25 protein-coding genes are annotated in these 26,025 nt (G+C 67.3%); 5 read left to right on the forward strand and 20 right to left on the reverse strand.

All coding sequences use genetic code 11. The annotated features are described in order from the left end of the window. Window positions 1–25: 25 nt before the first annotated feature. Window positions 26–769, forward strand: a complete 744-nt coding sequence (gene rlmB, locus ACGFZ3_RS02860; protein WP_392916119.1) for a 23S rRNA (guanosine(2251)-2'-O)-methyltransferase RlmB — start codon at window positions 26–28, stop codon at window positions 767–769. A 98-nt stretch (window positions 770–867) separates the two neighbouring features. On the opposite strand, the gene ACGFZ3_RS02865 is transcribed toward rlmB, so the two are convergent. The 3 genes from ACGFZ3_RS02865 to ACGFZ3_RS02875 are packed head-to-tail and all read right to left on the reverse strand — an operon-like array spanning window position 868 to window position 5,479. After that, entirely contained in the window at window positions 868–2,265 is a 1,398-nt protein-coding gene (locus ACGFZ3_RS02865; RefSeq protein WP_392916122.1) for a TolC family protein, read from the reverse strand. Further along, complete coding sequence (locus ACGFZ3_RS02870; protein ID WP_392916125.1) at window positions 2,262–4,232, reverse strand: MacB family efflux pump subunit; 1,971 nt, start codon at window positions 4,230–4,232, stop codon at window positions 2,262–2,264. Before ACGFZ3_RS02870 ends, ACGFZ3_RS02865 begins: the two co-directional genes overlap by 4 nt. Continuing rightward, window positions 4,229–5,479: an efflux RND transporter periplasmic adaptor subunit gene (locus ACGFZ3_RS02875; protein ID WP_392916128.1), complete on the reverse strand. Its 1,251-nt coding sequence runs from the start codon at window positions 5,477–5,479 to the stop codon at window positions 4,229–4,231. Before ACGFZ3_RS02875 ends, ACGFZ3_RS02870 begins: the two co-directional genes overlap by 4 nt. 206 nt (window positions 5,480–5,685) lie before the next feature. Here ACGFZ3_RS02875 and ACGFZ3_RS02880 point away from each other — a divergent pair, with 206 nt between their 5' ends. From ACGFZ3_RS02880 to ACGFZ3_RS02890, 3 genes are all read left to right on the forward strand, one after another. Next, entirely contained in the window at window positions 5,686–6,396 is a 711-nt protein-coding gene (locus ACGFZ3_RS02880) for a response regulator (protein WP_214901591.1), read from the forward strand. After that, complete coding sequence (locus tag ACGFZ3_RS02885; protein WP_392916131.1) at window positions 6,393–7,805, forward strand: ATP-binding protein; 1,413 nt, start codon at window positions 6,393–6,395, stop codon at window positions 7,803–7,805. Before ACGFZ3_RS02880 ends, ACGFZ3_RS02885 begins: the two co-directional genes overlap by 4 nt. Window positions 7,806–7,956: 151 nt before the next feature. Then, window positions 7,957–10,983 carry a two-component regulator propeller domain-containing protein gene (locus ACGFZ3_RS02890; RefSeq protein WP_392916133.1) on the forward strand — a complete coding sequence of 1,009 codons (3,027 nt, stop codon included), beginning with the start codon at window positions 7,957–7,959 and terminating at the stop codon, window positions 10,981–10,983. Here ACGFZ3_RS02890 and rnt read toward each other — a convergent pair whose 3' ends face one another. The 17 genes from rnt to ACGFZ3_RS02975 form a co-directional block, all read right to left on the reverse strand. Beyond that, window positions 10,984–11,571, reverse strand: a complete 588-nt coding sequence (gene rnt, locus ACGFZ3_RS02895; protein ID WP_392917562.1) for a ribonuclease T — start codon at window positions 11,569–11,571, stop codon at window positions 10,984–10,986. It lies immediately after the preceding gene. 84 nt (window positions 11,572–11,655) lie between these two features. After that, window positions 11,656–12,315, reverse strand: a complete 660-nt coding sequence (locus tag ACGFZ3_RS02900; protein ID WP_392916135.1) for a DoxX family protein — start codon at window positions 12,313–12,315, stop codon at window positions 11,656–11,658. Window positions 12,316–12,391: 76 nt separating this feature from the next. Then, window positions 12,392–13,147, reverse strand: a complete 756-nt coding sequence (locus tag ACGFZ3_RS02905) for a DUF2063 domain-containing protein (RefSeq protein ID WP_392916138.1) — start codon at window positions 13,145–13,147, stop codon at window positions 12,392–12,394. Then, entirely contained in the window at window positions 13,144–14,007 is an 864-nt protein-coding gene (locus tag ACGFZ3_RS02910) for a DUF692 domain-containing protein (RefSeq protein WP_392916141.1), read from the reverse strand. Before ACGFZ3_RS02910 ends, ACGFZ3_RS02905 begins: the two co-directional genes overlap by 4 nt. Beyond that, on the reverse strand, window positions 13,994–14,344 hold the full coding sequence (locus ACGFZ3_RS02915; protein ID WP_392916143.1) for a hypothetical protein: 351 nt from the start codon (window positions 14,342–14,344) through the stop codon (window positions 13,994–13,996). Before ACGFZ3_RS02915 ends, ACGFZ3_RS02910 begins: the two co-directional genes overlap by 14 nt. A gap of 81 nt (window positions 14,345–14,425) precedes the next feature. Next, the gene (locus ACGFZ3_RS02920) at window positions 14,426–14,935 is read right to left on the reverse strand and encodes an RNA polymerase sigma factor (RefSeq protein WP_392916146.1); all 510 of its coding nucleotides are present in this window, start codon (window positions 14,933–14,935) and stop codon (window positions 14,426–14,428) included. A gap of 223 nt (window positions 14,936–15,158) precedes the next feature. Further along, window positions 15,159–15,500, reverse strand: a complete 342-nt coding sequence (locus ACGFZ3_RS02925; RefSeq protein WP_392916149.1) for an RcnB family protein — start codon at window positions 15,498–15,500, stop codon at window positions 15,159–15,161. Between the two features lie 129 nt (window positions 15,501–15,629). Further along, a complete protein-coding gene (gene phoU, locus ACGFZ3_RS02930; RefSeq protein ID WP_392917565.1) occupies window positions 15,630–16,334 on the reverse strand; it encodes a phosphate signaling complex protein PhoU in 705 nt (234 codons plus the stop codon). A gap of 141 nt (window positions 16,335–16,475) precedes the next feature. After that, entirely contained in the window at window positions 16,476–17,306 is an 831-nt protein-coding gene (gene pstB / locus ACGFZ3_RS02935; RefSeq protein ID WP_068854606.1) for a phosphate ABC transporter ATP-binding protein PstB, read from the reverse strand. 19 nt (window positions 17,307–17,325) lie between these two features. Beyond that, window positions 17,326–18,201 carry a phosphate ABC transporter permease PstA gene (pstA, locus tag ACGFZ3_RS02940; RefSeq protein WP_392916152.1) on the reverse strand — a complete coding sequence of 292 codons (876 nt, stop codon included), beginning with the start codon at window positions 18,199–18,201 and terminating at the stop codon, window positions 17,326–17,328. After that, the gene (gene pstC, locus ACGFZ3_RS02945) at window positions 18,201–19,169 is read right to left on the reverse strand and encodes a phosphate ABC transporter permease subunit PstC (protein WP_068850586.1); all 969 of its coding nucleotides are present in this window, start codon (window positions 19,167–19,169) and stop codon (window positions 18,201–18,203) included. Before pstC ends, pstA begins: the two co-directional genes overlap by 1 nt. Before the next feature lie 61 nt (window positions 19,170–19,230). Then, entirely contained in the window at window positions 19,231–20,322 is a 1,092-nt protein-coding gene (pstS, locus tag ACGFZ3_RS02950) for a phosphate ABC transporter substrate-binding protein PstS (RefSeq protein WP_392916156.1), read from the reverse strand. Window positions 20,323–20,634: 312 nt separating this feature from the next. Beyond that, entirely contained in the window at window positions 20,635–21,654 is a 1,020-nt protein-coding gene (pstS, locus tag ACGFZ3_RS02955) for a phosphate ABC transporter substrate-binding protein PstS (protein ID WP_392916159.1), read from the reverse strand. A gap of 236 nt (window positions 21,655–21,890) precedes the next feature. Then, window positions 21,891–23,102: an OprO/OprP family phosphate-selective porin gene (locus ACGFZ3_RS02960; RefSeq protein WP_392916162.1), complete on the reverse strand. Its 1,212-nt coding sequence runs from the start codon at window positions 23,100–23,102 to the stop codon at window positions 21,891–21,893. Window positions 23,103–23,283: 181 nt separating this feature from the next. Further along, window positions 23,284–23,958 carry an endonuclease III gene (nth, locus tag ACGFZ3_RS02965; RefSeq protein WP_392916164.1) on the reverse strand — a complete coding sequence of 225 codons (675 nt, stop codon included), beginning with the start codon at window positions 23,956–23,958 and terminating at the stop codon, window positions 23,284–23,286. Further along, a complete protein-coding gene (locus ACGFZ3_RS02970; RefSeq protein ID WP_392916167.1) occupies window positions 23,958–24,320 on the reverse strand; it encodes a hypothetical protein in 363 nt (120 codons plus the stop codon). Before ACGFZ3_RS02970 ends, nth begins: the two co-directional genes overlap by 1 nt. Window positions 24,321–24,323: 3 nt before the next feature. After that, on the reverse strand, window positions 24,324–25,106 hold the full coding sequence (locus ACGFZ3_RS02975) for an enoyl-CoA hydratase/isomerase family protein (protein WP_392916170.1): 783 nt from the start codon (window positions 25,104–25,106) through the stop codon (window positions 24,324–24,326). Window positions 25,107–25,276: 170 nt separating this feature from the next. Here ACGFZ3_RS02975 and ACGFZ3_RS02980 point away from each other — a divergent pair, with 170 nt between their 5' ends. Continuing rightward, the gene (locus ACGFZ3_RS02980; protein WP_392916173.1) at window positions 25,277–25,978 is read left to right on the forward strand and encodes an FKBP-type peptidyl-prolyl cis-trans isomerase N-terminal domain-containing protein; all 702 of its coding nucleotides are present in this window, start codon (window positions 25,277–25,279) and stop codon (window positions 25,976–25,978) included. The last annotated feature ends 47 nt before the right edge of the window (window positions 25,979–26,025 follow it).

Below are 26,025 nucleotides of genomic sequence, written 5' to 3' on the forward strand. Positions count from 1 at the left end.
CCCCTGTACCGGTCCCGCCCCCGCAATGAGCAAGCAAAGCCAGTGGATTGTCGGCGTCAACGCCGTCGCCTCCTCGATCGAGAACGATGCCGAGAACGTCCGCGAAGTGCTCATCGAGGCGGGCGCGAAGAATCCTCGGCTGACCGAAATCGAGGAAAACGCACGGCGCAAGGGCATCGACGTGCGCAAGGTGAACACCCAGGCGCTGGACGGCGTGGGCGGTTCGGTGCGCCACCAGGGCGTGGCCGCCCGTTACCAGGCAGCCCGCACCTGGGGTGAAAACGAGCTGGAAGGCCTGGTCGAGGCGGCCGAGGGCAAGGCCCTGCTGCTGATCCTGGACGAGGTGCAGGACCCGCACAACCTGGGCGCCTGCCTGCGCAGTGCCGCGGCTGCCGGCGCCACTGCGGTGATCATTCCCAAGGACAAGTCGGCCACGGTCAATGCCACCGTGCGCAAGACCTCGGCCGGCGCCGCCGACCGCATTCCGGTGGTGGCGGTGACCAACCTGTCGCGCTGCCTGAAGGACCTGCAGAAGCAGGGGGTGTGGATCTACGGCCTGGCCGGCGAAGCCACCACCTCGCTGTATTCGATCGACCTGAAGGGCAACGTGGCGCTGGTGCTGGGCGGCGAAGCCGACGGCATGCGCCGCCTGACCCGCGAAAACTGCGACGGCTTGGTCAAGATCCCGATGCCGGGCGACATCGAGAGCCTGAACGTATCGGTGGCTGCAGGTGTCAGCCTGTTTGAAGCCGTGCGTCAGCGCAGCTGACGGGCGGCTTCAAACAGGCGGGTAGCAGCCGACCGTTGGTCGGATGACCTTCGAGCGGGCGGTGCAACCGCCCGTTGCCTTGAATGCCAGGCGCGGAATCACCCCGCGCTGCCCCCCAGCGCCTTGAACAACGTCACATCGTTGACCAGCTGCTTCTGCCTCACCGATGCCAGCGACAGCTCGGCGTCGCGCCGGGTCTGCTGCGCTTCCAGCCAGGTGCGCAGGTCGGTGGCACCGACCCGGTAGCGCACTTCGTACATGCGCTCGATCTCCACCGCTTCGTCATACGACGCCTGCGACGCCGCCACCTGGGTGGCGAACTGGGTGCGCGCCGACAGTGCGTTGTCCACCTCCGACAGCGCCGTATACAGCGTGCGCCGGAAGGTATTGGCCGCGATCTGGTAATCGGTACCGGCGATCTGCGTATCCAGCTGGGCCTGGCGGATGTTGAGGAACGGAAGCGACAGCCCCGCACCCAGCGAGGCCACCGGGTTCTTCAACACGTCCGACAGCGTGGTCGCGCCGCTGCTCACGCCACCGGTCAGGCTCACGGCCGGGTAGTAGCTGGTGGCGGTCACCTTGATGTTCTTCAGGCTGTTGCGCAGGCGCAGCTCGGCGGCGCGCAGGTCCGGGCGTCGGCCCAGCAGGTCCGCCGGAAGGCCCTCGGCGATGGCCGGGCTGCCGGCACTGTCCAGCGCCTGCGGTTCGTCGGCCTGCGGCCAGGGCTGGCCATCCAGCAGCACGGTCAGTGCATTGCGGCTGGCCACGCGCTGTTGTTCCAGCGCGCTCTGCGCGGCACGCTGCGCTTCCAGCTGCTGCGTGGCCTGGCGCACTTCCAGCCGCGAAACCGCGCCGGCAGTGAAGCGGGCCTGCACCAGTTCCAGGGTGCGCTGCAGGCGCGCCAGGTTCGCTTCGCCGGCCGCGATCGACTGGTTGAGGTAGGCCAGGGTCCAGTACTGTGTGGCCACGTCGCCGATCACCAGCAGCGCGGTGTTCTGCAGGTCTTCCTCGCTGGCCTGGGCTTCCCACTGCGCGATGTCGCGCTGGGTGCGCAGGCGGCCCCAGAGGTCGATTTCCCACTGCAGCGAGACCCCGGCCGAACTGCTGCGGCTCCAGTCGGCGCCCTGGTCGATGGGGCGATTGCCGCTGCTGCCGACGCTGCCCGACGGCTGCGGCCACAGCGCGTTGTCGCTCAGCCCGGCCTGCAGGCGGGCGCGCTGCACCGCCAGCCCGGCCGAGGCCAGGTCGGTGTTGGCCTGCAGCGCACGCGCGATGATGCGGTCCAGCCGCGGGTCGCCGAAGCCGGTCCACCAGGCGTCGTCGCGCACGTCGGTACGCAGCAGGGAGGATGCGTTGGATGTCGCTACAGGCGCGTTGCGTTGCGCGTCGCCACGGCCGTACACGGCCGGCACGCTGGGCGGGTCGACCTGGTACTGGCCGGTACTGACACAGGCCGACAGCAGCAGGGTGCTGGATAACAGGATGGACGTCTTCATTCGCGCGCCAGCGCCTCCACGGGATCGAGTTGGGCCGCATTGCGTGCCGGAAGGAAGCCGAACGCCACGCCGATCAGACTGGAGCACGCGAACGCGGCCACGATCGAGGCAGTGGAGAACAGCATCCTGAAATCAGGGGCGAAGGTGTCGAACACCCAGCCCACCACCAGCGACAGGCCCACGCCCAGCAGGCCGCCGAGCAGGCACACGAGCACCGCTTCGATCAGGAACTGCTGGCGGATGTCGCTCTGCCGCGCGCCCACCGCCATGCGCACGCCGATTTCGCGGGTGCGCTCGGTGACCGACACCAGCATGATGTTCATCACCCCGATCCCGCCGACCAGCAGCGCGATGGCGGCGATGGCGCTGATCAGCAGGGTCATCGTGCGGGTGGTCTGCTCGATGGTGTCGCGGATCTCGGCGCTGTTGCTGAGGAAGAAGTCCTCGGTGCCATGGCGCATGACCAGCAGCTTGGAAATGGCGGCCTGCGCCGCATCCATCGGAGTGGCGTCGTCCACGCGCACGGTGATGCTGGACACATGGCTCTGGCCGAGCATCCGCGACATCACCGTGGTGTAGGGCACCCAGATCGACAGGCTGGTACTGCTGCCAAAGCCCATGCTCTGGCGCTGGGCCACGCCGATCACGCGCACCGGCACGTTGCCCAGCAGGATCACCTGGCCGACCGGGTCGGCGCCGTTGGGGAAAAACTGGCTGCGGGTGTTCTCATCGATCACCGCCACCTGCGCCAGCCCCTTCACCGCATCGGCGTCGAAGAAACTGCCAGCGCTCAGGGTCACGCCCTTGACCCGGAAGAACTGCTCGCCCACGCCGCTGACCTGTGCGGTAGCCGACTGGTTGCGGTAGCGCGCGGTGGCCGAGGAGGACACGCTGGGGGTGACGCTGTCGATGTAGCTCTGTCTCGACAGCGCGTCGGCATCGCTGGCCTTGAGCGTCTGCACCCGCGCCGAGCGCATGTCGCCGAAGCCGCGCCCGGGGTACACGTCGATGGTGTTGGTGCCCAGCGCGCTGATGTTCTGCAGGATCTGCTGCTGCGAGCCGTTGCCCAATGCCACCACCGACACCACCGAGGCGATGCCGATGATGATGCCGAGCATGGTCAGGAAGGTGCGCAGGCGGTGCGCGTTCATCGCCAGCAACGCCATCCGGAACGCTTCGGTAAAGCGGTCGCGCGCGGCACGCCAGCTGTGGCCCTTGCTGGCGGCCACGGTCGCCGTGCGCTGCGCACGGTAGCTGGGCGCGCTGGCGTTGACGCGGTCGGCGATGATCTCGCCGTCGCGGATCTCGATGATGCGCTGGGCGTGTTCGGCTACCGACATGTCGTGGGTGACGATGATGATGGTGTGGCCTTCGGCGTGCAGTTCGCCGAGGATGCCCATCACTTCCTCGCCTGATTTCGTGTCCAGTGCGCCGGTCGGCTCGTCGGCCAGGATCACCTCGCCGCCGTTCATCAGCGCCCGCGCGATCGACACGCGCTGCTGCTGGCCGCCGGACAGCTGGCCCGGCTTGTGCCGCATGCGGTCGCCCAGTCCCAGCCGCTGCAGCAGCTGTTCGGCGCGCGCGCTGCGCACCGCGGCCGGGCTGCCGGCATACACCGACGGCACTTCCACGTTGCCACGCGCATCAAGGTCGCCGAGCAGGTGGTAGCGCTGGAAGATGAAGCCGAAATGTTCGCGGCGCAGTTCTGCCAGCTCGTCGGGCAGCATGCTGCCGGTCTCGCGGCCGGCGACCTGGTAGCTGCCGCGGGTGGGGCGGTCCAGGCAGCCGAGGATGTTCATCAGCGTCGATTTGCCCGAGCCGGACTGGCCGACGATGGCCACCATTTCGCCAGCGGCGATGTCGAGGTTGACATCGCGCAGCACGGCGATGGTTTCATCGCCGGCCGGGAACTCGCGGCGCAGGTCGCGCAGCCGCAGCAGCGGCGCGGCGGTGGGAGCGGTCTTCATCGACGCGGCCCCATGCCCGGGCCGCCCATGCGCAACTGCGCGCCACCGCGGTTGCCGCTGCCGGACGCGGCCGGGGTGGCGCTGCCTTCGCCGACCACTACTTTCTCGCCTTCCTTGAGCCCTGACAGCACCTCCACGCTGGAACCGGTGTTGATGCCGACCTTGACCTTGCGCGGCTGCGGCATGCCATCGGCATCGGCCACGCGCACGACGTACTGGCCATCGCGCGATTTCGGCCCCAGCGCAACCGACGGAATGATCAGCACGCCCTTGGCCTGCCTGAGCAGTACCGAGACCTGCGCGGTCATGTCGATGCGCAATGTGCCGTCCGGGTTTTCCACATCGAACAGCGCGTTGTAATACACCGCCGAACTGGCGCTGGAGCTGGACGAACTGGAGCTGCTGGAGCTGTCGCTGGCGATCGATGATGGCGCCGGATTGATCTGGCGCAGGGTGGCGTGGTACTTGCGGTCCGGATCACCCAACGTGGTGAAGTACACCGGCATGCCAGCCTTGATCTTGACCACGTCCGCTTCGGAGACCTCGGCGTTCACCGTCACCAGGTCCAGCCGCGCCAGCATCACGATGGTCGGCGCGGTCTGGTTTGCATTCACCGTGCGGCCTTCTTCGGCCACCACTGCGACCACGGTGCCGTCCATCGGCGCGGTGATGCGGGTGTAGGCCAGGTTGGCGTTGGCCGTGCCCAGTTCGGTCTGGCGGCCCTGGATCTGCGCGTCATAGGCCTTGACCTGGGCCCGGGCGGTCTTGAGCGCGGCCTCGGCGGTGTCGAACTCCGCACGCGAGGTGGCCTCGGCCGCCAGCATCTCGTTCTGGCGCGCGAATTCCAGTTCGGCCTGGCGCAGGGTGGCCTGCTGCACGGCGCGCTGGGCGGTGACCTGGTCCAGTGACGCCTGCGCGTTGAGCACGGCATTGCGCTGGGTGGTGGCATCGATCTCGGCGATCAGGTCGCCCTGCTTGACGGTATCGCCCAGCTGCACCTTCAGCGACTTGATCTGGCCCGAAGCCTGTGCGCCCACGCTGACCAGCTTGTAGGCATCGATCACGCCGGTGGCTTCTACGGTCTGTTCCAGATCGCCGCGGGTGACCGGGCTGGTGGCCAGGGTGGGGGCGCCCGGCTTGCGCAGGCTCCATGCGACAATGCCGCACACCAGGAGGGCGAGGGCGATCAACAGCAGCACGCGGCCGCGACGGGTGGTGGGCAGGCGGGACTTCACGGTGATCGTCAACTCGACAGGCCGGCGCGCGGCGTTGTCAGCATTGTGAAGAGCGCCTTTCGGGGGCTCAACGCACGGCATGTAACGGCACGTAACCACACCCCGGTCCGACGTGTCCTTCTGTATCGTGTGCATGCCTTGAAACATGCGTACGCAAACCAGAGGATGCGGTTCAGCTCCCGACAGGGGATCATCGCCGCATGGAGAACACCACTACGATGCAACGCCTGCTGATCGTCGATGACGACAACGACATCCGCCAGCTGCTGGCCGAACAGCTCGGTCGTGCCGGCTACCAGGTCAGCACGGCCAGCGATGGCCAGGGCATGCGCCAGGTGCTGGAACGCGAGCACGTGGACCTGATCGTGCTCGACCTCAACCTGCCGCGCGAGGATGGCCTGACCCTGTGCCGGGACCTGCGTGCGCGCTCAAGCACGCCGGTGATCATGCTCACCGCACGCAGCGAGCCGATCGACCGCGTGCTGGGCCTGGAAATGGGCGCCGACGATTACCTGGGCAAGCCGTTCGAACCGCGCGAGCTGCTCGCGCGTATCCGCAACGTGCTGCGTCGGACCGAAGCGCTGCCGGCAAACCTGGAACCGCTGGCGATCCGCCGCGCTCGTTTCTCGCACTGGGTGTTCGACCTGGAGCACCGTCACCTGGTCGACCCGGATGGGCGCGTGGTGGTGCTGTCCGGCGCCGAGTTCCGGCTGCTGCGCGTGTTCGTCGGGCACGCCAACAAGGTGCTCTCGCGCGAGCAGCTGGTATCGCTGAGCAGTGGCCGCAGCTACGAGTCGCAGGACCGCGCGATCGACCTGCAGGTCAGCCGGCTGCGCAACAAGCTGGCCGACGACGGCGGCAGTGACGGCCTGATCAAGACCGTGCGCAACGAAGGGTATGTGCTGGCCACGGCGGTCACACTGGAATGATGCGCCTGCGCCGCTTCTTCGCCTCGATGGTCGGTCGCCTGTTCGTGATCCTGCTGCTGGGCATGAGCGTGGCCGCCATCGGTGCCACCATGCTGGCCAGCGCCAAACGCCAGCAGGAGTTCGAGCGGCAGAACCTCAACCGCATCGCGGATCGCCTGCAGGGCTTCGTCAACATGCTTGACGGCGACCCGGAGCTGCGCGATCGGCTGCTGACGGTAGGCGGGCCGGCGGTGCGCAGCCTGCCCGAAGGGGCGCGACTGGGGCGCGAGGATGCGGCGTTGATGGGCATCCTCGACGACCGCCAGGGTCCGGTCGCACACGCTACCGTGCATTTCACTTCGTTCCGTTCGTGCCTGCCCAAGGCGCAGGAACTGTTGCCGCCGCCACCGCCGCCCCAGCAGCGGCGCCGACCGCCGCACGAACGCGACCCGGCCTTCATCCCGCCCAAATGCCGTGCGGTGCAGGTGCCGCTCAGCGATGGGACGGTGCTTTCGCTGGCGCTCGAATCGCCAGCGATTGCCCACAACGGCGTCCTCGCGGTCGACCCCCTGTTCCTGTCCCTGCTGGTGCTGGCCATCGGCGTGCTGGCCTACGTGGTCGCGCGCATGGCCAGTGCGCCGCTGCAGCGGCTGGCCTCGGCCGCTGCCGAGCTGGGTGACGACCTCCAGCGCGCGCCGTTGCCGGTGACCGGACCGCTGGAAGTCCGCCGTGCCGCCGAAGCCTTCAACGCCATGCAGAAACGCCTGCAGCGCACCCTGGGAGAGCGCACCCAGATGCTGGCGGCGATCACCCATGACCTGCAGACCCCGGTGACCCGCCTGCGGCTGCGTCTGGAAAACGTAGGGGATGAAGCCCTGCGTGAACGCCTGATCGGCGACCTGGGCGCAATGCAGGCGCTGATCCGCGAGGGCCTGGAGCTGGCCCGCAGCGCTGAAAGCGCCGAGCCACGCGCCGCGCTGGACCTGGATTCGCTGCTGGGAAGCATCGTCGAGGACGCGGTCGAGGCCGGCGCCGATGCCCGTTTCGAGCAGGTCAGCGGCGCGGTGCTGATGTTGCGCCCGCTGGCCATGCACCGTCTGTTCTCCAACCTGGTCGACAACGCGTTGAGCTACGGCGGCACTGCCGAGGTACGGGGAGAGCAGGGTCCCGACGGGGTGATCGTACGGGTACGCGACAGTGGCCCGGGCCTGGCCGAGGACGCGCTGGAAACCGTGTTCGACCCGTTCGTGCGCCTGGAGACCTCGCGCTCGCGGGCAACCGGCGGGGCCGGGCTGGGGCTGACCATCGCCCGCGCGCTGGCCGAGAAGGACGGGGCCACCCTGCATCTGCGCAACCACCCGCAGGGCGGGCTGGAGGCCATCGTGCACTGGCCGTCACCGCCGCGCCCGCCGACCCCCCGCGCCGGCTGACCGCACAGGAGGCAAACGGGCGCGGTTTTGCCTACTATGGGCAACCCCCGCCCGTATTCGCCGCATGAGTGCGCCCGATCTGGCTGGTTTCCACCCTGGTGCCGCGCTGTCCGCGCCGCGCCATTCCAGCGTCCCCGGCGGATCCTGACGGATGAGCCAAGGGGGAGGCGGGAACCGGTGGCGGCCGGTACAAGCAGCAGTGAATGTACGGCGCCTGTATCTGGCGCTCGTGTTGCTGTGCCTGCTGTTCGGGAGCCCGGTAACGCTGGCTGCACATAACGGCCCGCCGCCGCTGCGCGACTATGCCATCGATGTGTGGACGTCGCGTAACGGCCTGCCGCACAACTCGCTCCGCGACATCGCGCAGACCCCGGAGGGCCATCTGTGGTTCGCCACCTGGGAGGGGCTGGTGCGCTACAACGGGCTGGACTTCACCGTCTTCGACCGCAGCACCCGCCCGGGCCTGCGCGACAACGGGGTGGGCGCACTGTTCGTCGACCGCGATGGTGGGCTTTGGATCAGCGACTCACGCGGCAATGTGACCCGGCGCAGCGCCGACGGCCGCTGGCAGGTGTTCGCGCACCAGCCGCCTGCACCGCAGGTGTTGATCCAGGCGATGCAGATGGACAGCCACGGCCGGCTCTGGCTGCTGTACGAAGGCAACGGCATTGGCAGCGTGACCCGCGAGGGTCGTTTCGAATACCAGAAGCCGCCCATCGACGTGCCGATGGCGATGAGCTTCACCAAGCTGGTGGTGGATGCCCAGGACCGGGTCTGGGTCGGCACCCTGGACGGCCTGGTGGTGCGCGGCACCGATGGCGTGCTGCGCCGCGCGCCTGAAAGCTACGGGCTGGGCCATGGCCTGGTCTGGCCATACCGCGCGCCCGACGGCGTGCTGTGGATCGTGGCGGGCGAGCGCATCTACCGGATGGTGGATGGCATGCCGCAATTGCAGCACCGACTGGCCCCGGGTATGCACATCACCTCGATGCTGCAGGACCGCCACGGGGACCTGTGGCTGGGGACCGAGAACCAGGGCCTGCTGCGTTTGTCACGGCACGGATTGGAGCGCCTGCCTGCCGGGCTCTCGTTGCCCGGGGGCCGGGTGGTGAGCCTGCGCGAAGACGCAGAAGGCAGCATCTGGGTCGGTGCCAACGGTGGCCTGTACCGACTGCGCGAAACGCTGTTCAGCAGTTTCACCGAGCGTGACGGGCTCAGCGGCGATTACGTGCGCACCGTGCTGGAAGACCGCGACCGACAGTTGTGGGTGGGCAGCGCCAGTGGCCTCGACCGGCGCGATGCACAGGGTGTGTTCCACCCGGTGCCGCTGCGCAACCGCGGTGGCAAGACGCCGTCGGTGCTCAGCCTGGCCCAGGACCATGAGGGTGGGTTGTGGGTGGGTACGTTCGGGGACGGCATCCTGCGCCTGGACGGGCAGGGTCGCATGCTGCGCAGCTACGGTGCCGATGACGGCCTGCCGGGCGGGAACATCCGCGCGATGAGCGTGGACCGCGAGGGTGCGGTATGGGCCGGTACCCAGAAGGGCGTGGCGCGGTTGGACGCCACTGGAGTGACCGTGCCGGCCATGCCGGGCATGCCGACCGGCCTGATCACCGCGCTCGCCCACGACGCCGAGGGCGACCTGTGGATAGGCACCATCGAAGGCATCAGCGTGATGCGCGGCGACCATGTGCAGCGCATCGACCTGGCTCCGTTGGGCGGCGGCCGCAGTGTGTTCGGTTTCCAGCAGATCGACGATGCGATGTGGATCAGCAGCGACCGCGGCCTGTACCGTTACCAGGACGGCACGCTGTCACGGGTCGGGCTGGAGCAGGGCATGCCCGTCGATACCGTGTTCCAGCTGGTCCCGGACCGGGTTGGCAATGTCTGGATCAGCAGCAACCGCGGCGTGCTGCGCACTGACATGGCCATGCTCAACGACGTGGCAGACGGGCGCACGCGCCGGATCGAGGTGGAGCACTACAATGAAATTGACGGCATGGCCAATTCGCAGGCCAATGGCAGTTCCGGTCCCTCGGCGATCCTGCGCCAGGACGGCACGTTCTGGGTGGTGACCGCAGGCGGGCTGAGCACGGTGGATCCGCTGCGCCTGCAGCGCTTTCGCGAACGCCTGGCGCCGCCGGCGGCGATCGAGACGGTGTTGGTCGATGGCGTACCGTTGCACTGGCAGGGCGCCAACCACAACACACTGCCCGGTGGGCGCCGGCTGAGCATCAGCTACGTGGGCCTGAGCTACCTGATGTCCGAACGCATCCGCTATCGCACCCGGCTCGAAGGCCTGGACAGCGGGTGGATCGAGCGCGGCCAGCAGCGCAACGTGGAATTCATCGGACTGCCGCCGGGCGATTACACCCTGCACGTGTCCGCAGCCCACCCGGGCGGCAGCTGGGGCGACAGCGAGGCGGTGTGGTCGTTCACGGTCGAACCGTTCCTGTGGCAGCGGCGCAGCGTGCAGTTCATCTGCGGCCTGCTGCTGCTGGCCGGCCTGGTGGCGCTGTACCGCTACCTGATCAAGCGTTACAAGGCCAGCAACGTGCGCCTGGCACGCAAGGTCGATGCCGCTACCCGCGACCTCAAGGCGCAGACGGCCAGCCTGCAGGCGTTGAATGAAGAGAAGACCCAGCTGGCCGCGCGCCTGGCCGTACAGGCCGAGCAGTTCGAGCGGCAGGCGCGCGAGGATGCGCTGACCGGCCTGCCCAACCGGCGCGCGTTCGACGAAGCATTGGCACGCGACTTTGCGCGTTCGCAGCGCAGCGGCCACCCGCTGTGCCTCGTGGTGCTGGACATCGACCACTTCAAGGAAGTGAACGACCAGCACAGCCACAGCGTGGGCGATGTGGTGCTCAGGGAAGTGGCGCGGGTGATCGCCTCGGCCTGCCGCGATTCGGACATGCCCGCGCGCACCGGCGGCGAGGAATTCACGCTGCTGCTCAACGACACCCGCCTGGCCGAAGCGGCACAGGTCTGCGCGCGCCTGCGCGGGCTGTTCCACGACCATCCGGACTGGGCCGGCGTGCCGGGCCTGCAGGTGACCTTCAGCGCCGGACTGGTGGAGCTGGAGGCAGGTGATCGCACCCCGATGCTGCTTTACCAGCGCGCCGACCGCGCCCTGTACCGCGCCAAGAGCGAAGGCCGCGACCGTACCGCGATAGGTTGATCAGGGGCGCGGCCAGGCGTTGGCGATCCTGCAGAACAGCTTGGCCGTCTGCTCGGTGTCGTAGACCGCGCTGTGCGCTTCCTCCGCATCCCACCCCAGGCCGGCAGCCGTCGCCGCGCGCGCCAGCACGGTCTGGCCATAGGCGATGCCGGCCATGGTCACCGTGTCGAACACGCTGAAGGGGTGGAACGGATTCCGCTTGTGCCCCACCCGGTTCACCGCCGCATTGATGAAGCCCAGGTCGAAGTGCGCATTGTGCCCGACCAGGATCGCGCGCTGGCAGCCGTACTTCTTCACCGCCGCGCGCACCGGCGCGAAGATGTGGTCCAGTGCATCCTTCTCCGCCTTTGCCAGGCGGAACGGGTGATCGAGGATGATGCCGGTAATCTCCAGCGACTTCGGGTCGATCTCCAGCCCTTCGGCCGGGACCACGTGGGCGCTGGCGGTCTGGCCCGGGTAGAGCAGACCGTTGTCGTCCATCTCGATCGGCACCGCGGCGATCTCCAGCAGCGCGTGGCGCTGGCTGTCGAAGCCGCCGGTTTCCACGTCCACCACCACCGGCAGGAAGCCACGGAAGCGGGTCGCCATCATGCGCTGTGCGGCAGAGGGCATGTCTTCGGCGGCCACCGGCGCGCCGGCGGTCAGGGTGGGGTCTTGAGTCATGCAGCGAGTTTAGCAGAGCGGCCTGACCGTCCCATGGCGGCCGTGCCAGGCCGCCACACCAAGCAAGGCGGTGCCCACTGTGGCCAACGCCAGTGCCGGACCCGGCAGCAACCACCCCAGTGGCCAGGCGGCGGCCAGCGCAAATCCGCCCCAGGCCAGCGCGTCGGCGCGGCCGCGCGTTTCCCGCAACACCCAGCCATCCACGCTCAGCCGCCCGGCGCCCTGCAGCAGCAGCGGGAGCAGCATGGCGATGAACAACAGCGGCAGCTTGAAGTTGCCCTGGCCCTGGTCGCTGATCGCATAGCCCTGCGCCAGCATGGCGAGCGAGTCCCACTGCGAAGGCCAATGGACGGCGGCGGTTGCCACTACTGTCAGCCCGATCAGCAGCGCGGCGGTGGCCCGGGTGGCCACGCCCAGCAACAGGCAGATGCCGCCGATGAGTTCGATCCAGGTCGCCGCCTGCCAATTGAACTCCGCCGGCAACCAGCGCAGCGGCAGCGGAAAGTGCGACTGGACGGCGTCGAACCAGTTCACCCCGCGCCACTTCTCCAGCCCGGATTCCAGATACTCCCAGGCCAGCAGCACGCGCAGTCCCAGTGGCGCAAGCCAGGCGCCGAGTCCATCGAGGCGGGGGCGCAGGCTGGAGGCAAGGCAGCGGGGGAAATGCATGGGGACAGCCCGGTCAGTGGAGGTCCCTTGAAGAGGGCCGGCACGCGATCAACGATGCGGGCGCCGGCGGCGCGGTTCAGCCGCGGGTCGGGGACTGGGCAGGACCGATCACGCCGGTCGCTAGCAACTGCGCCAGCAGCGCACGCCCGGCCGGTTCCAGTCCGGACGGCTCCAGTCCATTCGCGTCCGCCAGCTGCGCAAGGTGCGCGGCGCCGCTGCGGTGCCCGGCGGCCTCCATCTGGATCAGCAGCTGCCACGCCAACGGGCTGAGCTGCGAAAACACGATGCGGCCATCGGCCAGCCGGCGTGCCAGCAGGAAGGTCGGTTCGGGCGGGGGCGCCACCGGCTGGAAGGCTATCCCGATCTGTTGCACCGGCCACTGGTACGCCAAGGGCCATGCCAACGGGGAACGCTGCAGCAGGCCGTGCCAGACATCGGTCTCCACGCGCGGCGGTTCGAGCGGCAGCGCATCCCGCGATTGCAGCGCCAGTTCCACCCATTCGTAATGGGCCAGCTCGGCGAGGAACGGACGCGGCAGCGTGTCCTGCCGCTGCAGCCACTGCACGAACTCGGCAGCGACCTCGGTGAACAACGGCGAGAGGCAGCGGTGCTCGATGAAGTAGCGCCGGCACAGCGCCTGCCATTCCGCGCCGTCCAGCACCTGCAGCAGGACCGGGAAACTGCTGCCCAACAGCGCCTGCAGGTTGTTGAACAGCAGGTCGCGGTAGATCTGCAGCCGCCGCGGCTCCAGGCCGGGAGGCGACGGTTCATGTGCCGGGTCGCGCAGATGGCGGGTCAGGGCGAACTGCTGGTCACGCAACGGGTCGCTCATGCCGCCGCATCCAGGATACGGCGCATCTGCCGCAGCTCCGCCTGCAGTTCGGCATACGGCGGCAGGTTGAAATCGCGTTCGAGCAGGGCAGGGCGCGGCCCGAACCGGGTACAGGCATGTTCCAAAAGCGCCCACACCGGCTCCACCACGGCGCTGCCATGGGTGTCGATCTTCAGGTCATCGGCCTCATCGTAGTGCCCGGCCACATGCAGGCAGACGATGCGTTCGGCAGGCAGCCCGTCGAGGTATGCGACCGGGTCGAAGCGATGGTTGATGGCATTGACGTAGACATTGTTGATGTCCAGCAGCAGGTCGCAGTCTGCTTCCTGCAGCACCGCCGTGGTGAACGCCAGTTCGCTCATCGCCGCATGCGGGGTGAGGTAGGTGGACACATTCTCCACCGCGATGCGCCGGCCCAGCCGGTCCTGCACCCGGGCGATGCGGGCCGCAGTGTGGCGTATGGCCTCGTCGGTGAACGGCAGCGGCAGCAGGTCGTACAGATGGCCATCGTCGCTGCAGTAGCTCAGGTGTTCGCTGTAGAGGCGCACATCGTGTGCGTCCAGGAAGCGCCCGACCTGGTCGATGAACGCCACGTCCAGCGGCGCGCTGCCGCCCAGCGACAGCGACAGCCCATGGCAGGTCAGGGGATGGCGTGCGCTGAGCCCGCGCAGGCGCTCGCCCATCACGCCGCCCAGGCCGATCCAGTTCTCCGGCGCGCACTCGAGGAAATCGAAATCACCCGGCGGTGCCTGTTCCAGGTCATCGAGCAGGGCGCGGCGCAGCCCCAGTCCCACTGCCGTTGCAGGCAACGGCAGTGGGCGTGCAGGACTCACCCGGGTGCGCGGATCAGTGCCCGGCACCGCACTTGCCTTCGCCGCACTTGCCTTCGGCGGCCTTCCCGGCGGCAGGCGCGGGCTTGGGCTTGGTCTTGTCGGCGCCGCACTTGCCTTCGCCACACTTGCCCTCGGCGGGCTTCTTGTCGGCAGCGTGCCCGGCGGCCTTGTCGGCGCCGCACTTGCCTTCACCGCATTTGCCTTCCGCTGCCTTGGCACCGGCCTTGGGTGCGGCCTGGGCAGCCAGCGCGTAGCCCTGGGCCAGGTCCGTCATCGACAGTGCCGAGGCGGTGCCAGCCAGGCCGAGCCCGCCGGCAAGCGCGGCACAGGCCAGCAGGGAAGCGTGTTTGGTGGAGAGGGTCATGCGCAAAGCTCCTTGAAATGCCCGTTCGTGGGCAGGGGTGTTGCAGGGGAAGCATGCCGGATTGCCGGCATGCGGGGAACATCAGGCCAGGTATTCGCGCGCCATGACGCGGGCGCGGTGCAGCCGGGCCTTGATGGTTTCGGGGGTGGTGGACAGCTGTGCGGCCAGTTCGGCGATCGACAGGCCTTCCAGGTCACGCAGCAGGATCACTTCGCGGTAGTGGGCGGGCAGTGATTCCAGTGCAGCGGCGCAATCGCGGCGCAGGTCCAGGTTGTCGCGCTGGGCCGGCGGCAGGATCTCCTCGCGCAGCTCTTCGTGCCGCCACTGGCAGCGCGCGCGCTTGAGCCGGTTGCATTCGCGCTTGACGATGCGGAAGGCCCACGAGGTGAAGCACTCCACCAGGCGCAGGTCGCACAGTCGTCGTGAAACGGTGATCAGGCTTTCCTGCACCGCATCCTCGACATCGTTGATGACGCAGTGGTACTCGGCATAGCGGCGCAGGTGCTGGCGCGAGTGGCGCAGGACGCGATCCAGCGCGGCGCGGTCGCCGCGATGGGCGGCGGCAAGTTCGTGCGGGCAGAGGCGGTGCATGCGGTCGGCGGATCCTGTTCAACGTGGCACAGGATGAGAGCGCGTCCGGGGCCGCAAGGATGCGCGGGGCGCCGGTCCGAGACAGGGGCGATTCAGAACCCATGGTGCGTTCGCGACATCACCGGATGTTCGCGACGATCGGGGACGGCGATGACCCGGACCGCAGACGGAGACGCGCCGGGAGGTCCCGGCGCGTCGCTTGGCCTGGCCTGTCGCCACCGAGTCAACGGCCGTTGAGCACCACGTCGGCGATCAGGCCAGTGGCGACCGCGATCAACACGTAGCGGTCGTCCACCTTGCGCCACTGCTGGCCGCGCTTCGGCGCATGCAGGCCGTGGCGCTTGTAGTCGCTGACGTAGGCGCCACGTTGATCCCTGGCCAGGTGGCCGCCACGGCGGGGCGGATCGTGGCGGTCGTGTCCCCGCGACGGGCCATGGTTGCGCTCGTCGCGCTGGTCATGGCGGTCGCGCTTGTCGCGGTCGTCATGGTGGGGCGGGGCGGCGAAGGCGGAACCGGTCGCGGCAAGCAGGGTCAGCGACAGCGTAGCGGCGAGGAAACGTTTCATGGTGTGAGCCCTCTGGAACGGTGGGGTGGAACGCAGGTCCAGAGTCGGATTTTTTTGCTGAATAGGCAATTAAAAAAGGCCGATACGCAGTATCGGCCTGTAACGGCGTGTAACAGCGCTGGCGCGTGCCTACAGGCGTTCGGTGCTGGTCTCGTCGCGCTTCTCGCGCGGCGGCAGCGCCTGCTCGCCGTGCACCAGGAACCACACGTTCTCGGCGATGTTGGTGGCGTGGTCGCCCACGCGCTCCAGGTTCTTGGCCATGAACAGCAGGTGGGTGCAGGGAGTGATGTTGCGCGGGTCTTCCATCATGTAGGTCAGCAGCTCGCGGAACAGCGCGGTGTACTGCGCGTCCAGCCGGGCATCGTCCTCGCGCAGCGCCAGCGCGGCCGCCGCGTCGTTGTCACGGTAGGCCTCGATGGCACGGCGCACCTGCTGCGCGGCCAGCCGGCCCAGCGCACGCAGGCCCTGGATCTGCGGCAGCGGCGGCACCTTGCTAAGTGCGATCGAGCGCTTGGCCACGTTCGCGGCATAGTCGCCAATGCGTTCAATGTCGGCCGGGATGCGCAGGCCGGCCAGAATCTCACGCAGGTCGCGCGCCATCGGGCCGCGCAGCGCCAGGCGCATCACGTCATGGCTGATCTGCTGTTCGAGGCTGTCGATGGCTTCGTCATTGGCGATGATGCGCTGCGCGGCGTTGTCGTCGCGGCGTTCGATCACGTCCAGCGCCGCTTCCAGCTGCGCCACGGACATTTCGCCCATGCGCACGATTTCGGCCACCAGCCGCTGCTGTTCTTCGTCGTAGCTCTTGACGATGTGGTCGTTCGGAATGTTCATTGTGATGTACTCGATTGTCTGGTTGGTGGCATCGTCGTTGCCGTCCATGGCGGAACCGAGGCGGCTTCGGACAGTCCGGTTCGGCCATCTGTGGCCGGGCGTGCGGCAGGCCGCGCGGCAGTGCCGCGCAAGCGGGCTGCCTTACCCAAACCGCCCGGTGATGTAGTCCTCGGTCTGCTGCTTGTTCGGCTGCGAGAAGATCACTTCGGTGCGGTCGTGTTCGATCAGGTCGCCCAGGTACATGAAGGCGGTGTAGTCGGACACGCGCGCGGCCTGCTGCATGTTGTGGGTCACGATCACGATGGTGTAGTCGTGCTTGAGCTCTTCCACCAGCTGTTCGATGCGGCTGGTGGAGATCGGGTCCAGCGCCGAGGTCGGCTCGTCGAGCAGCAGCACGTCCGGGCGCAGTGCCACGGCGCGGGCGATGCACAGGCGCTGCTGCTGGCCACCGGACAGGCCCAGCGCGCTCTGGCCGAGCTTGTCCTTCACTTCGTCCCACAGCGCACCCTGGCGCAGCGCATGTTCGACGCGGTCGTTCATGTCCGCCTTGGACAGCTTCTCGTGGTGGCGGATGCCGTAGGCGACGTTCTCGAAGATGGTCATCGGGAACGGCACCGGCTTCTGGAACACCATGCCGACCTTGCTGCGCAGGCGGTTCATCGGGTACTTGGGCGAGAGGATGTTCTCACCATCGAGCAGCACTTCGCCGCGCGCTTCCAGCTTCGGGTACAGCGCGTAGATGCGGTTGAAGATGCGCAGCAGGGTGGACTTGCCGCAGCCGGAGGGGCCGATCAGCGCGGTGACGCGCTTTTCCGGTACTTCCAGGCTGATGTTCTTCAGTGCGTGGAACTTGTCGTAGTAGAAGTCCAGGCCACGGGCGGCCAGCTTGATCGGCGCCGGGTTGCCCAGCGATTCATGCGAGGCCGGCACCGCGATGCGCTGCATCGGCACGGCATTGGTGAGGTCGTTCATGGCGGTGTCCGTGGAAAGGTCAGTCATGGGAGATACGGTTGCGCAGCAGGATGCCGCGCGCCGAAAGGCTTACCAGCAGCACGAACAGGGTCAGCACCAGGGCGCCTGCCCAGGCCAGCGTCTGCCAGGATTCGTAGGGGCTGCCAGCGAACTGGTTCATCACCACCGGCACGCTCGCCATCGGCTGGAACACGTTGCTGTTCCAGTACTGGTTGCCGAAGGCGGTGAACAGCAGGGGCGCGGTTTCGCCCGAGATGCGGGCCAGGGCCAGCAGGATGCCGGTGACGATGCCTGCGGCGGCGCTGCGGTACAGGACCTGCACCGTGACCTTCCACTGCGGGATGCCCAGCGAGAGGGCCGCTTCGCGCATCTGCGAGGGCACCAGGCGCAGCATTTCATCGGTGGTGCGGACCACCACCGGCAGCACGATGAAGGACAGCGACAGCGCGCCGGCGAAGGCCGAGAACTGGCCGCCGGTCTGCATCACGTACAGGGTGTAGACGAACAGGCCCAGCACAATCGACGGTGCCGACAGCAGGATGTCGTTGACAAAGCGCACCACCGTGCCGGCCTTGCGGAAGTTACCGTACTCGGCCAGCCAGGTGCCGGCCAGAACGCCCAGCGGCGTGCCGATGGCGATCGCCAGTGCGCACATGACCGCGCTGCCGTAGAAGGCATTGGCCAAGCCACCTTCCTGCATGGGCGGTGGCGTCATCTTGGTGAACAGATCGAGGTTGATCCCGGCCAGACCCTTGGAGGCCAGGGTGAACAGGATCCAGCCCAGGAAGAACAGGCCGAACAGCGCGGTCAGGCAGGACAGCAGCAGCGCGACGATGTTGACGATGCGGCGGCGCAGGTACAGCGGCTGCGGGTTGTTGGCGATGGCGGTGGACATCAGTTGCCCTCCTTGCGGGACAGGCGCATCAGCATCAGGCGGGCGATTGCCAGCACCACGAAGGTCACGATGAACAGCACGAAGCCGAGCAGCAGCAGCGCCGAGCGGTAGGTTTCAGTCGCCTCGCCGAAGTCGTTGGCGATCAGCGCGGCGATGGTGGTACCCGGTTCCAGCAGCGACGGCGACAGGCGCACGCTGTTGCCGATCACGAAGGCCACGGCCATGGTTTCACCCAGCGCACGGCCCAGGCCGAGGAAGATGCCGCCGATCACTGCCGAGCGGGTGTAGGGCAGCACGATGTCCCAGCTCACTTCCCACTTGGTGGAGCCCAGCGCGTAGGCCGATTCCTTCAGGCGGGTCGGCACGGTCAGGAACACTTCGCGCATCACCGAGGAGATGAACGGAATCACCATGATGGCCAGCACGAAGCCGGCGGTGAGCACGCCGATGCCCAGCGGCGGACCCTGGAACAGCGGGCCGATGATCGGCCATTCGCCCAGGGTTTCATTGAGGGTCGGGGTGACGTACTCGGTCATCACCGGGACCAGCACGAACAGGCCCCACATGCCGTAGATGATCGAGGGAATGCCGGCCAGCAGTTCAATGGCGGTACCGACCGGGCCGCGCATCCAGCGCGGCGCCACTTCAGTAAGGAAGAAGGCGATGCCGAAGCTCACCGGCACCGCGATCAGCATCGCGATCAAAGCGGTGACCAGGGTGCCGTAGATCGGCGCCAGCGCGCCGAACTTGTTCTCCACCGGATTCCAGTCGGAGGAGTAGAAGAAGCTCAGGCCCTGCTCCTGCAGGGCATGCCGGCCGCCCCACAGCATCGAGAGCGCGGCGCAGGCCAGGGCGACCAGGACCAGGACGACGGTGGCGATCAGCACCCACCGGAACAGTTTGTCATTGCGGGCGTCACGCAGGTCGCGGGTGGACGGTGCGGGAACAGGCTGGGCGATGGCATTCATGGGTAAGGCTGGGGCCCGTTAGGTAGGGGGCAGGCCCGCGCAGGGCGCGGGCCTGGTTGCATCACTTGAATTCAGCGGTCCAGTAGCCTTCGATCTGCTTCACCAGTTCCGCAGGCAGCGGCACGTAGTGCAGTTCATTGGCCTGGGCCTGGCCGTTCTCGAAGGCCCACTTGAAGAACGCCAGGGTGTCCTTGCTGCGCTTGGCATCCTTGGGCTGCTTGTGCATCAGCATGAAGTTGGTGGCGGTGATCGGCCACGCCTGGTCGCCCGGGGCGTTGGTGATGACCAGGTTGAAATCCTTGGCGCTGGCCCAGTCGGCGCTCGCCGCAGCGGCAGCGAAGGTTTCAGCGGTCGGCTGCACCCAGTTGCCTGCCGCGTTCTGCATCGAGGCGTACGGCATGCCGTTCTGCAGCGCGTAGGCCAGCTCGACGTAGCCGATCGACCCCTTGATCTGCTTCACGTACGAGGCCACGCCTTCATTGCCCTTGCCACCCACGCCGTCCGGCCACTGCACCGAGGTGCCTTCGCCGACCTTGCTCTTCCAGTCCGGGCTGACCTTGGAGAGGTAGTTGGAGAAGTTGAACGTGGTGCCCGAACCGTCCGAACGGTGGACCAGGGTGATCTTGCCGTCGGGCAGCTTCACGCCCGGATTGGCGGCCACGATGGCCGGGTCGTTCCAGGTCTTGACCTTGCCCAGGAAGATATCGGCCAGCAGCGGGCCGCTCAGGCGCAGCTTGCCGGCGTCCAGGCCGTCGATGTTCACCACCGGGACCACGCCGCCGATGGCGGACGGGAACTGGCCCAGGCCGGCCTGGGCCAGCTCTTCGCTGGACAGCGGCTTGTCGGAGGACCCGAAGTCGACCGTGCCGGCCTTGATCTGGGCGATACCGCCGCCCGAACCGATCGACTGGTAGTTGACCTTGGCGCCGGTGGCGGCGTTGTAGTCGGCCGACCACTTGGACACCAGCGGGAAGATGAAGGAGGCGCCGGCGCCGGAAATCTCGGCGGTCAGCTTGTCGCCGGCGGCCGGGGCAGCGGCGGGCGCACCTTCTGCCGGGGCGGTAGCCTGGCCTTCGGCGGCCGGCTTGCAGGCGGACGGGCCCAGCGCGATGGCCAGGGAAAGGGCGGCGAAGCCGGCCGTATGCAGTTTCATGCGTCACTCCGTAGCGGGATAGGGGGCCGGTCTTGCCGGCTGACGCTGCTATGAAATGATGTTTTTGTTACAGCTTGATGACGTCGTGACCGGGGGCACGCCGGAGGCCCGTGGGGCAAGGGTTGGCGGGGGGATCTACAGCGGCTGCCGGTGAATCGAGCGCCGGGGCGCCATACCCTTTCCGGCGAATGTCCCCCGGCGGGGCCCTCAACGCTTGCGGCAAAAAAAAAGCGCGGATCTTGCGATCCGCGCCGGTGGTGCCGCCAGGGGGAGAGAGGACCTGGCGACACCGTTGCCTTGTGGGGCGGTCGATCAGTACTTCAGGTTCTGCGACCAGTAGGTCTCGATCTGCTTGACCAGCGTGTCCGGCAGCGGCACGTAGTCCAGCTGCTTGGCCTGGGCATCGCCGCTCTTGTAGATCCAGCGGAAGAACTCCTGGGTGGCCTTGGCGCTGTTGACGTTCTTGGGCTGCTTGCGGACCAGGATGAAGTTGGTCGCGGTGATCGGCCATGCGTCGGCGCCCGGGGCGTTGGTCATGACCAGGTAGAAGTCCTTGGCGCTGGCCCAGTCGGCGCTGGCGGCGGCGGCGGCGAAGGACGTGTCGCTCGGCAGCACGACCTTGCCAGACGCGTTCTTCATCGCGGCGTAGGACATCTTGTTCTGCAGCGCGTAGGACAGTTCGACGTAGCCGATGCCGCCCTTGATCTGCTTCACGTACGCAGCCACGCCTTCATTGCCCTTGCCACCAATGCCGACCGGCCACTGGACCGAGGTGCCTTCGCCAACCTTGGACTTCCACTCCGGGTTGACCTTGGACAGGTAGTTGACGAAGTTGAAGGTGGTGCCCGAACCGTCCGAGCGGTGCACGACGGTGATCTTGCCGTCAGGCAGCTTCACGCCCGGGTTGAGCGCGGCAATCGCCGGATCGTTCCAGGTCTTGATCTTGCCGAGGAAGATGTTGCCCAGGGTCGGGCCATCCAGTTTCAGTGCGCCCGGGGCGACGCCGGCCACGTTGATCACCGGCACCACGCCGCCGATCACCGACGGAAACTGGGCCAGGCCGGCCGCAGCCAGCTCTTCCGGCTTCAGCGGGGCATCGGACGAACCGAAGTCCACCGTGGCCGCCTTGATCTGGGCGATGCCACCACCGGAACCGATCGACTGGTAGTTGACCTTCTTGCCGGTCGCGGTGCTGTAGTCGGCCGACCACTTGGACATGACCGGGTAGATGAACGATGCGCCCGCGCCGGTCACATCGGCGGCATTGGCGGCGAACACGGAGGACGCGGCGAGGACGGCAACAGCGGCGCGCGACTTGAAGGCGTGGATCACGGGGTGGCTCCTGGGATGGATGGTGGTGCGGGGTTTCCCGCCCGGTGCCTATTCCATAACGGTTCCGTGACAGCGCAGCGACTGTCATATGACGCAACCATGACACCGGCGTGCGGGGTAGGGTCGGTCGCAAGACGACTGCAGTGAACGGTTCAACGCCCGCTGACGCATGGAAATCGGAAAAAAAAAGGGCGCAGCCCAAGCTGCGCCCCTCCATCACACAATTGCAGCAGGACTTACCAGAAGAACTGCAGGCGCGCTTCCAGGATGTTCGGGTCATCGTTCACGAAGGTGCGCGTGGCCGAGCTGTACTTCTTGCTGTCCACCATCACGTAGTTCAGTGCGAACTTGGTGTTGGAGCGCCAGTAGTAATTCACGCCCACGGTCCAGATATCCATCTTGCCGCCGAGCACGCCGTCCACGATCGGCGGACGACCGGCGACCGGGTTGGCGCGCAGGTTGCCGTCATCCAGGTTCATCGAGTCATAGCGCGCGCCCAGCTGCCACATGCCACGGCCCGGCTCGTCCGGCAGGCCGGTGGTCGGGGTGCCGCCCTTGTAGCCCCAGGTCTCGCCGGTGATGTTCCACAGACCGCTTACGTAGAAGCCGTCGCTGGTGTAGTTGTCGCGCGTCATGCGCTTGGCTTCGCTGGTGTAGTACTCGGCCTGTGCCTTGAACGGGCCGCCGATGTACATCGCTTCGGCGCCGATCGTCTTGACGCGGTCGGTGTCGGTCATGTTTCCGCTGTCGACCAGGCGCGCGGTGGCCAGGTCGGCGTTCGGACGGGCACGCACGCGCAGGGTGTCCGCGTCGGTATCGTAGTCGACATAGCTCAGCCCGAAGTGCAGGACCTGGCCCTTGTCGTTGATCGGCGCCCAGGTACCCCGCGCGCCGTAGCCGCTGCCGTGGGCCAGGTTGCGGGTGAGTTCACGGCCGAAGGCGCTGGCGGTGACCGACCAGTTGTTGTCGCCGAAGCTGTAGGCGCCACCGAGGCGGCGGGCCACGGCGTAGGTGTTGGTGACCGCAGCCTTGGAGATGAAGTCGTTGTTCTTGGTGCTGGACAGCTCTTCCAGGCTGTTGGGCTGCTTGAACTGGCCCAGCTGCACGAAGTGGTTGGCGTTGCCGGCCAGCTTGTACTTGACGTTGGTGTCCAGGAACTTGTCGGCCTTGGCGTCGTAGCCGACCACCCATTCCACGTTGCCCGGGCCCTTGCCCTTCAGCACCAGCTCGGCGCGACGCAGTTCGAATTCGCTGTCCTTGCCGTTGGCGGCGTCGCCACCGTTGAGATCGGTCACATCGTTGTCGAACCAGTTGCCGTCGGCCTGGACCAGGCCTTCGAAGGTGATCTCCGAGCCGCCGATCACGTCGATGGCCACTTCAGCGTGAGCGGCCGGCACGAACAGCGCAGCAGCCACGGCCGCAGTGAGGAGTTGGCGATGCAGTTTCATGGAAAGGAGCCTTGCAGGCAGGTGGGAAGATGCTGCGCATGCTAATAAGTGAAGATTGCGTAAATATGACAGTTTCGGACAAAGCAGCCCCGGTCCCAAGGCAAGCTGTTGCTGGGGTTGCCAAAACTGCCTGAAACAGATGACTGCCCGGTTGCGTTGAGATGGCAGTCGTCGCCGACCGTCAGGCGGCGGTCTTCTGCTTGAACCGGCACAGGTCGCGGATCACGCACTGCGGGCAGTCCGGCTTGCGTGCCCGGCACACATAGCGGCCGTGCAGGATCAGCCAGTGGTGGGCATCGAGCAGGAATTCGGCCGGGATCACCTTGACCAGCAGGTCCTCGACCGCGCGCACGTCCTTGCCGGGCGCCAGGCCGGTGCGGTTGGCGACCCGGAAGATGTGGGTGTCCACCGCCATCACCGGCTCGCCGAACGCGGTGTTGAGCACCACGTTGGCGGTCTTTCGACCGACCCCGGGCAGGGCTTCCAGCGCGGCGCGGTCGCGGGGTACCTCGCCGCCATGCTGGTCGATCAGAAGGCGGCAGGTGGCGATGACATTCTTCGCCTTGGCATTGAACAGCCCGATCGTGGCGATGTACTTCTTCAGTCCGTCCTCGCCCAGCGCCAGGATCGCCTGCGGCGTGTTGGCGACCGGGAACAGTTTGCGCGTAGCCTTGTTGACCCCCACGTCGGTGGCCTGCGCGGAGAGCGCAACGGCGACCAGCAGCTCGAACGGTGAGCTGTATTCCAGTTCGGTCTTTGGATGCGGATTGAGTTCGCGCAAGCGCGTGAACATTTCCACGACGTCGGCCTTGGGCATGCGCGCGCTGCGCGGTGCGGCCTTTGCAACGGTGGTCATCAGGAAGGTTTTCCAGCAGCCCTGGCTTTGGCGCGCGCAAGAATCGCGGCAGCCGCAGGCGGCAGGGCCGGCTTCAGATCGGGAGTGGGTGCGGCGGGCGCACGGCGTGCATCGCGTTCGGCCGCGCGGCGTGCCAGCCGCTGCGTGCGCTGGCGATAACGCTCGCGTGCGGCCCATGCACGCTGCAGCTGCTGCTGTGCGTGCAGCAGGCGTGCCGGCAGGTCGGGATGGCCAGCCAGCAGCGCGTCATCGCCCGGGGCGGGCACGTAGCCCATCAGTCCCGCCGCCAGCGCAGCATCCAGGTCGTCATCCAGTACCCGCAGCAACAGGCGGGCGGGCAGGGGCGTGGCGTCGTGCATCATCGCTCAGCGGTTCTGGAACACCGGCGGACGCCGTGCAAGGAATGCAGATGTCCCTTCGCGCATGTCCTCGGTGGCGAACATCAGGCCGAACTGCGCGCTCTCGTACTCCAACCCGTCGGCCAGCGTGCATTCGCCACCGACATGCACGGCATCGAGAATGCCGCGCAGGGCGAGCGGTGCCGAACGTGCGAGCTGGGTGGCCAGTTCGCCGACGCGTGCATCCAGTGCATCGGCGGCGACCACTTCATTGACGATACCCAACTGCAGCGCCCGTGCAGCGGTAATCGGCGCACCCAGCAGCAACAGCTCCAGCGTAGCGGCTCGACCGCACAGGCGCAGCAGGCGCTGGCTGCCGCCGAAGCCGGGAATCAGCCCCAGGTTGATCTCGGGTTGGCCGACCCTGGCCGTGTCGGCGGCGACCCGCAGGTGGCAGGCCATGGCCAGTTCCAGCCCGCCGCCCAGCGCAAAACCGTTGATCCGGGCGATCACCGGCTTGGGCAGGCGTTCAATGCGGCGCATCACGGCCTGGCCCAGCAGCGAGAAGTCACGTCCCTGAACCGGCGTCAGGCCGTTCATTTCGGCGATGTCGGCCCCGGCGACGAAGGCCTTGGGGCCGGCCCCGGTCAGCACCACCACGCGGACCGATTCCTGCTGTGCTGCGGCCAGAAACGCGGAATCCAGGGCCTCCAGGGTCTCTCGATTGAGCGCATTGAGCTTGTCGGGACGGTTGACAGTGATCCAGCGGATGGCACCATCGTCGGCAACGGTAAGGGGGGCGTCGGCCACGGCGGGGGCTCCTGGATAAACGTTAAAAAAAAGTGATATTGAACTCTGGAAACAAAGGCAGGTCATAGCCTTCGTCGTTAGTGGCGGTTCAACGTTGCGGCGGCTATCCTAACCCGTCGCCTCAGGGCGGCCCAATGCGTCCTGAGTTACCACCCCTGGAGAAACGTTTGATGAAGTTGCGTTCTATCGCGGTCGCCGTCGCGGCCCTGGCCCTGACGGGCAATGCCTTCGCCCAGGACACTTCGTCCGAAAAGGGCAAGCTGAGCTATTACTTCGGTTACGACTACGGCAACAACCTGGCTGAGCTCACCGGTCGCGGCGAACAGCTGGACATCAATTCGGTGGTGAAGGGCCTGCAGGATGCCTACGCCAAGAAGCAGCCGGCGATCACCGCCGAGCAGCTGAAGCCGGCCGTCGAAGCCTTCCAGAAGCGTGAGCAGGGTCGTGCCGCCGCCGCCAAGGCCGAGTACGAAAAGGCTGCCGCCGAAAACAAGACCAAGAGCACCCAGTTCCTGGCCACCAACAAGGCCAAGGCCGGCGTGCAGGCGCTGCCGAGCGGCGTGCAGTACCGCATCGTCGAAGCCGGCAAGGGCGCCAAGCCGACCCAGGCCAGCACCGTGCAGCTGGAAGTGGCCGGGCCGTACCCGTTCGGCCAGCGCCCGACCGAGGCGCGCCCGGCACAGCAGATTCCGTCGATCAAGGTCAGCGAAGTCGAAATGAAGGCCATGCGCGAAGTGCTGCTGCAGATGCCGGCCGGTTCGAAGTGGGAAGTCACCCTGCCGCCGGAACAGGCTTACGGTGCCGACCCGCGTACCCCGTTCCCGCCGAACGTCGCCGTGCAGTTTGAAATCAAGCTGGTCAGCGTCAAATAAGAACGGCTGCAGACCACAGAACGCGTCGATGGCAACATCGGCGCGTT

Source organism: Stenotrophomonas sp. NPDC047960 (assembly GCF_043204395.1).
Lineage (GTDB): Bacteria > Pseudomonadota > Gammaproteobacteria > Xanthomonadales > Xanthomonadaceae > Stenotrophomonas.

Bases quoted from the DNA above. Each gene is read 5' to 3' on its own strand.
- rlmB (WP_392916119.1), top strand. From the start codon at position 26: ATGAGCAAGCAAAGCCAGTGGATTGTCGGCGTCAACGCCGTCGCCTCC.
- ACGFZ3_RS02865 (WP_392916122.1), bottom strand. From the start codon at position 2,265: ATGAAGACGTCCATCCTGTTATCCAGCACCCTGCTGCTGTCGGCCTGT.
- ACGFZ3_RS02870 (WP_392916125.1), bottom strand. From the start codon at position 4,232: ATGAAGACCGCTCCCACCGCCGCGCCGCTGCTGCGGCTGCGCGACCTG.
- ACGFZ3_RS02880 (WP_214901591.1), top strand. From the start codon at position 5,686: ATGCAACGCCTGCTGATCGTCGATGACGACAACGACATCCGCCAGCTG.
- ACGFZ3_RS02885 (WP_392916131.1), top strand. From the start codon at position 6,393: ATGATGCGCCTGCGCCGCTTCTTCGCCTCGATGGTCGGTCGCCTGTTC.
- ACGFZ3_RS02890 (WP_392916133.1), top strand. From the start codon at position 7,957: ATGAGCCAAGGGGGAGGCGGGAACCGGTGGCGGCCGGTACAAGCAGCA.
- rnt (WP_392917562.1), bottom strand. From the start codon at position 11,571: ATGGCGACCCGCTTCCGTGGCTTCCTGCCGGTGGTGGTGGACGTGGAA.
- ACGFZ3_RS02900 (WP_392916135.1), bottom strand. From the start codon at position 12,315: ATGCATTTCCCCCGCTGCCTTGCCTCCAGCCTGCGCCCCCGCCTCGAT.
- ACGFZ3_RS02905 (WP_392916138.1), bottom strand. From the start codon at position 13,147: ATGAGCGACCCGTTGCGTGACCAGCAGTTCGCCCTGACCCGCCATCTG.
- ACGFZ3_RS02915 (WP_392916143.1), bottom strand. From the start codon at position 14,344: ATGACCCTCTCCACCAAACACGCTTCCCTGCTGGCCTGTGCCGCGCTT.
- ACGFZ3_RS02920 (WP_392916146.1), bottom strand. From the start codon at position 14,935: ATGCACCGCCTCTGCCCGCACGAACTTGCCGCCGCCCATCGCGGCGAC.
- ACGFZ3_RS02925 (WP_392916149.1), bottom strand. From the start codon at position 15,500: ATGAAACGTTTCCTCGCCGCTACGCTGTCGCTGACCCTGCTTGCCGCG.
- phoU (WP_392917565.1), bottom strand. From the start codon at position 16,334: ATGAACATTCCGAACGACCACATCGTCAAGAGCTACGACGAAGAACAG.
- pstB (WP_068854606.1), bottom strand. From the start codon at position 17,306: ATGAACGACCTCACCAATGCCGTGCCGATGCAGCGCATCGCGGTGCCG.
- pstA (WP_392916152.1), bottom strand. From the start codon at position 18,201: ATGTCCACCGCCATCGCCAACAACCCGCAGCCGCTGTACCTGCGCCGC.
- pstC (WP_068850586.1), bottom strand. From the start codon at position 19,169: ATGAATGCCATCGCCCAGCCTGTTCCCGCACCGTCCACCCGCGACCTG.
- pstS (WP_392916156.1), bottom strand. From the start codon at position 20,322: ATGAAACTGCATACGGCCGGCTTCGCCGCCCTTTCCCTGGCCATCGCG.
- ACGFZ3_RS02960 (WP_392916162.1), bottom strand. From the start codon at position 23,102: ATGAAACTGCATCGCCAACTCCTCACTGCGGCCGTGGCTGCTGCGCTG.
- nth (WP_392916164.1), bottom strand. From the start codon at position 23,958: ATGACCACCGTTGCAAAGGCCGCACCGCGCAGCGCGCGCATGCCCAAG.
- ACGFZ3_RS02970 (WP_392916167.1), bottom strand. From the start codon at position 24,320: ATGATGCACGACGCCACGCCCCTGCCCGCCCGCCTGTTGCTGCGGGTA.
- ACGFZ3_RS02980 (WP_392916173.1), top strand. From the start codon at position 25,277: ATGAAGTTGCGTTCTATCGCGGTCGCCGTCGCGGCCCTGGCCCTGACG.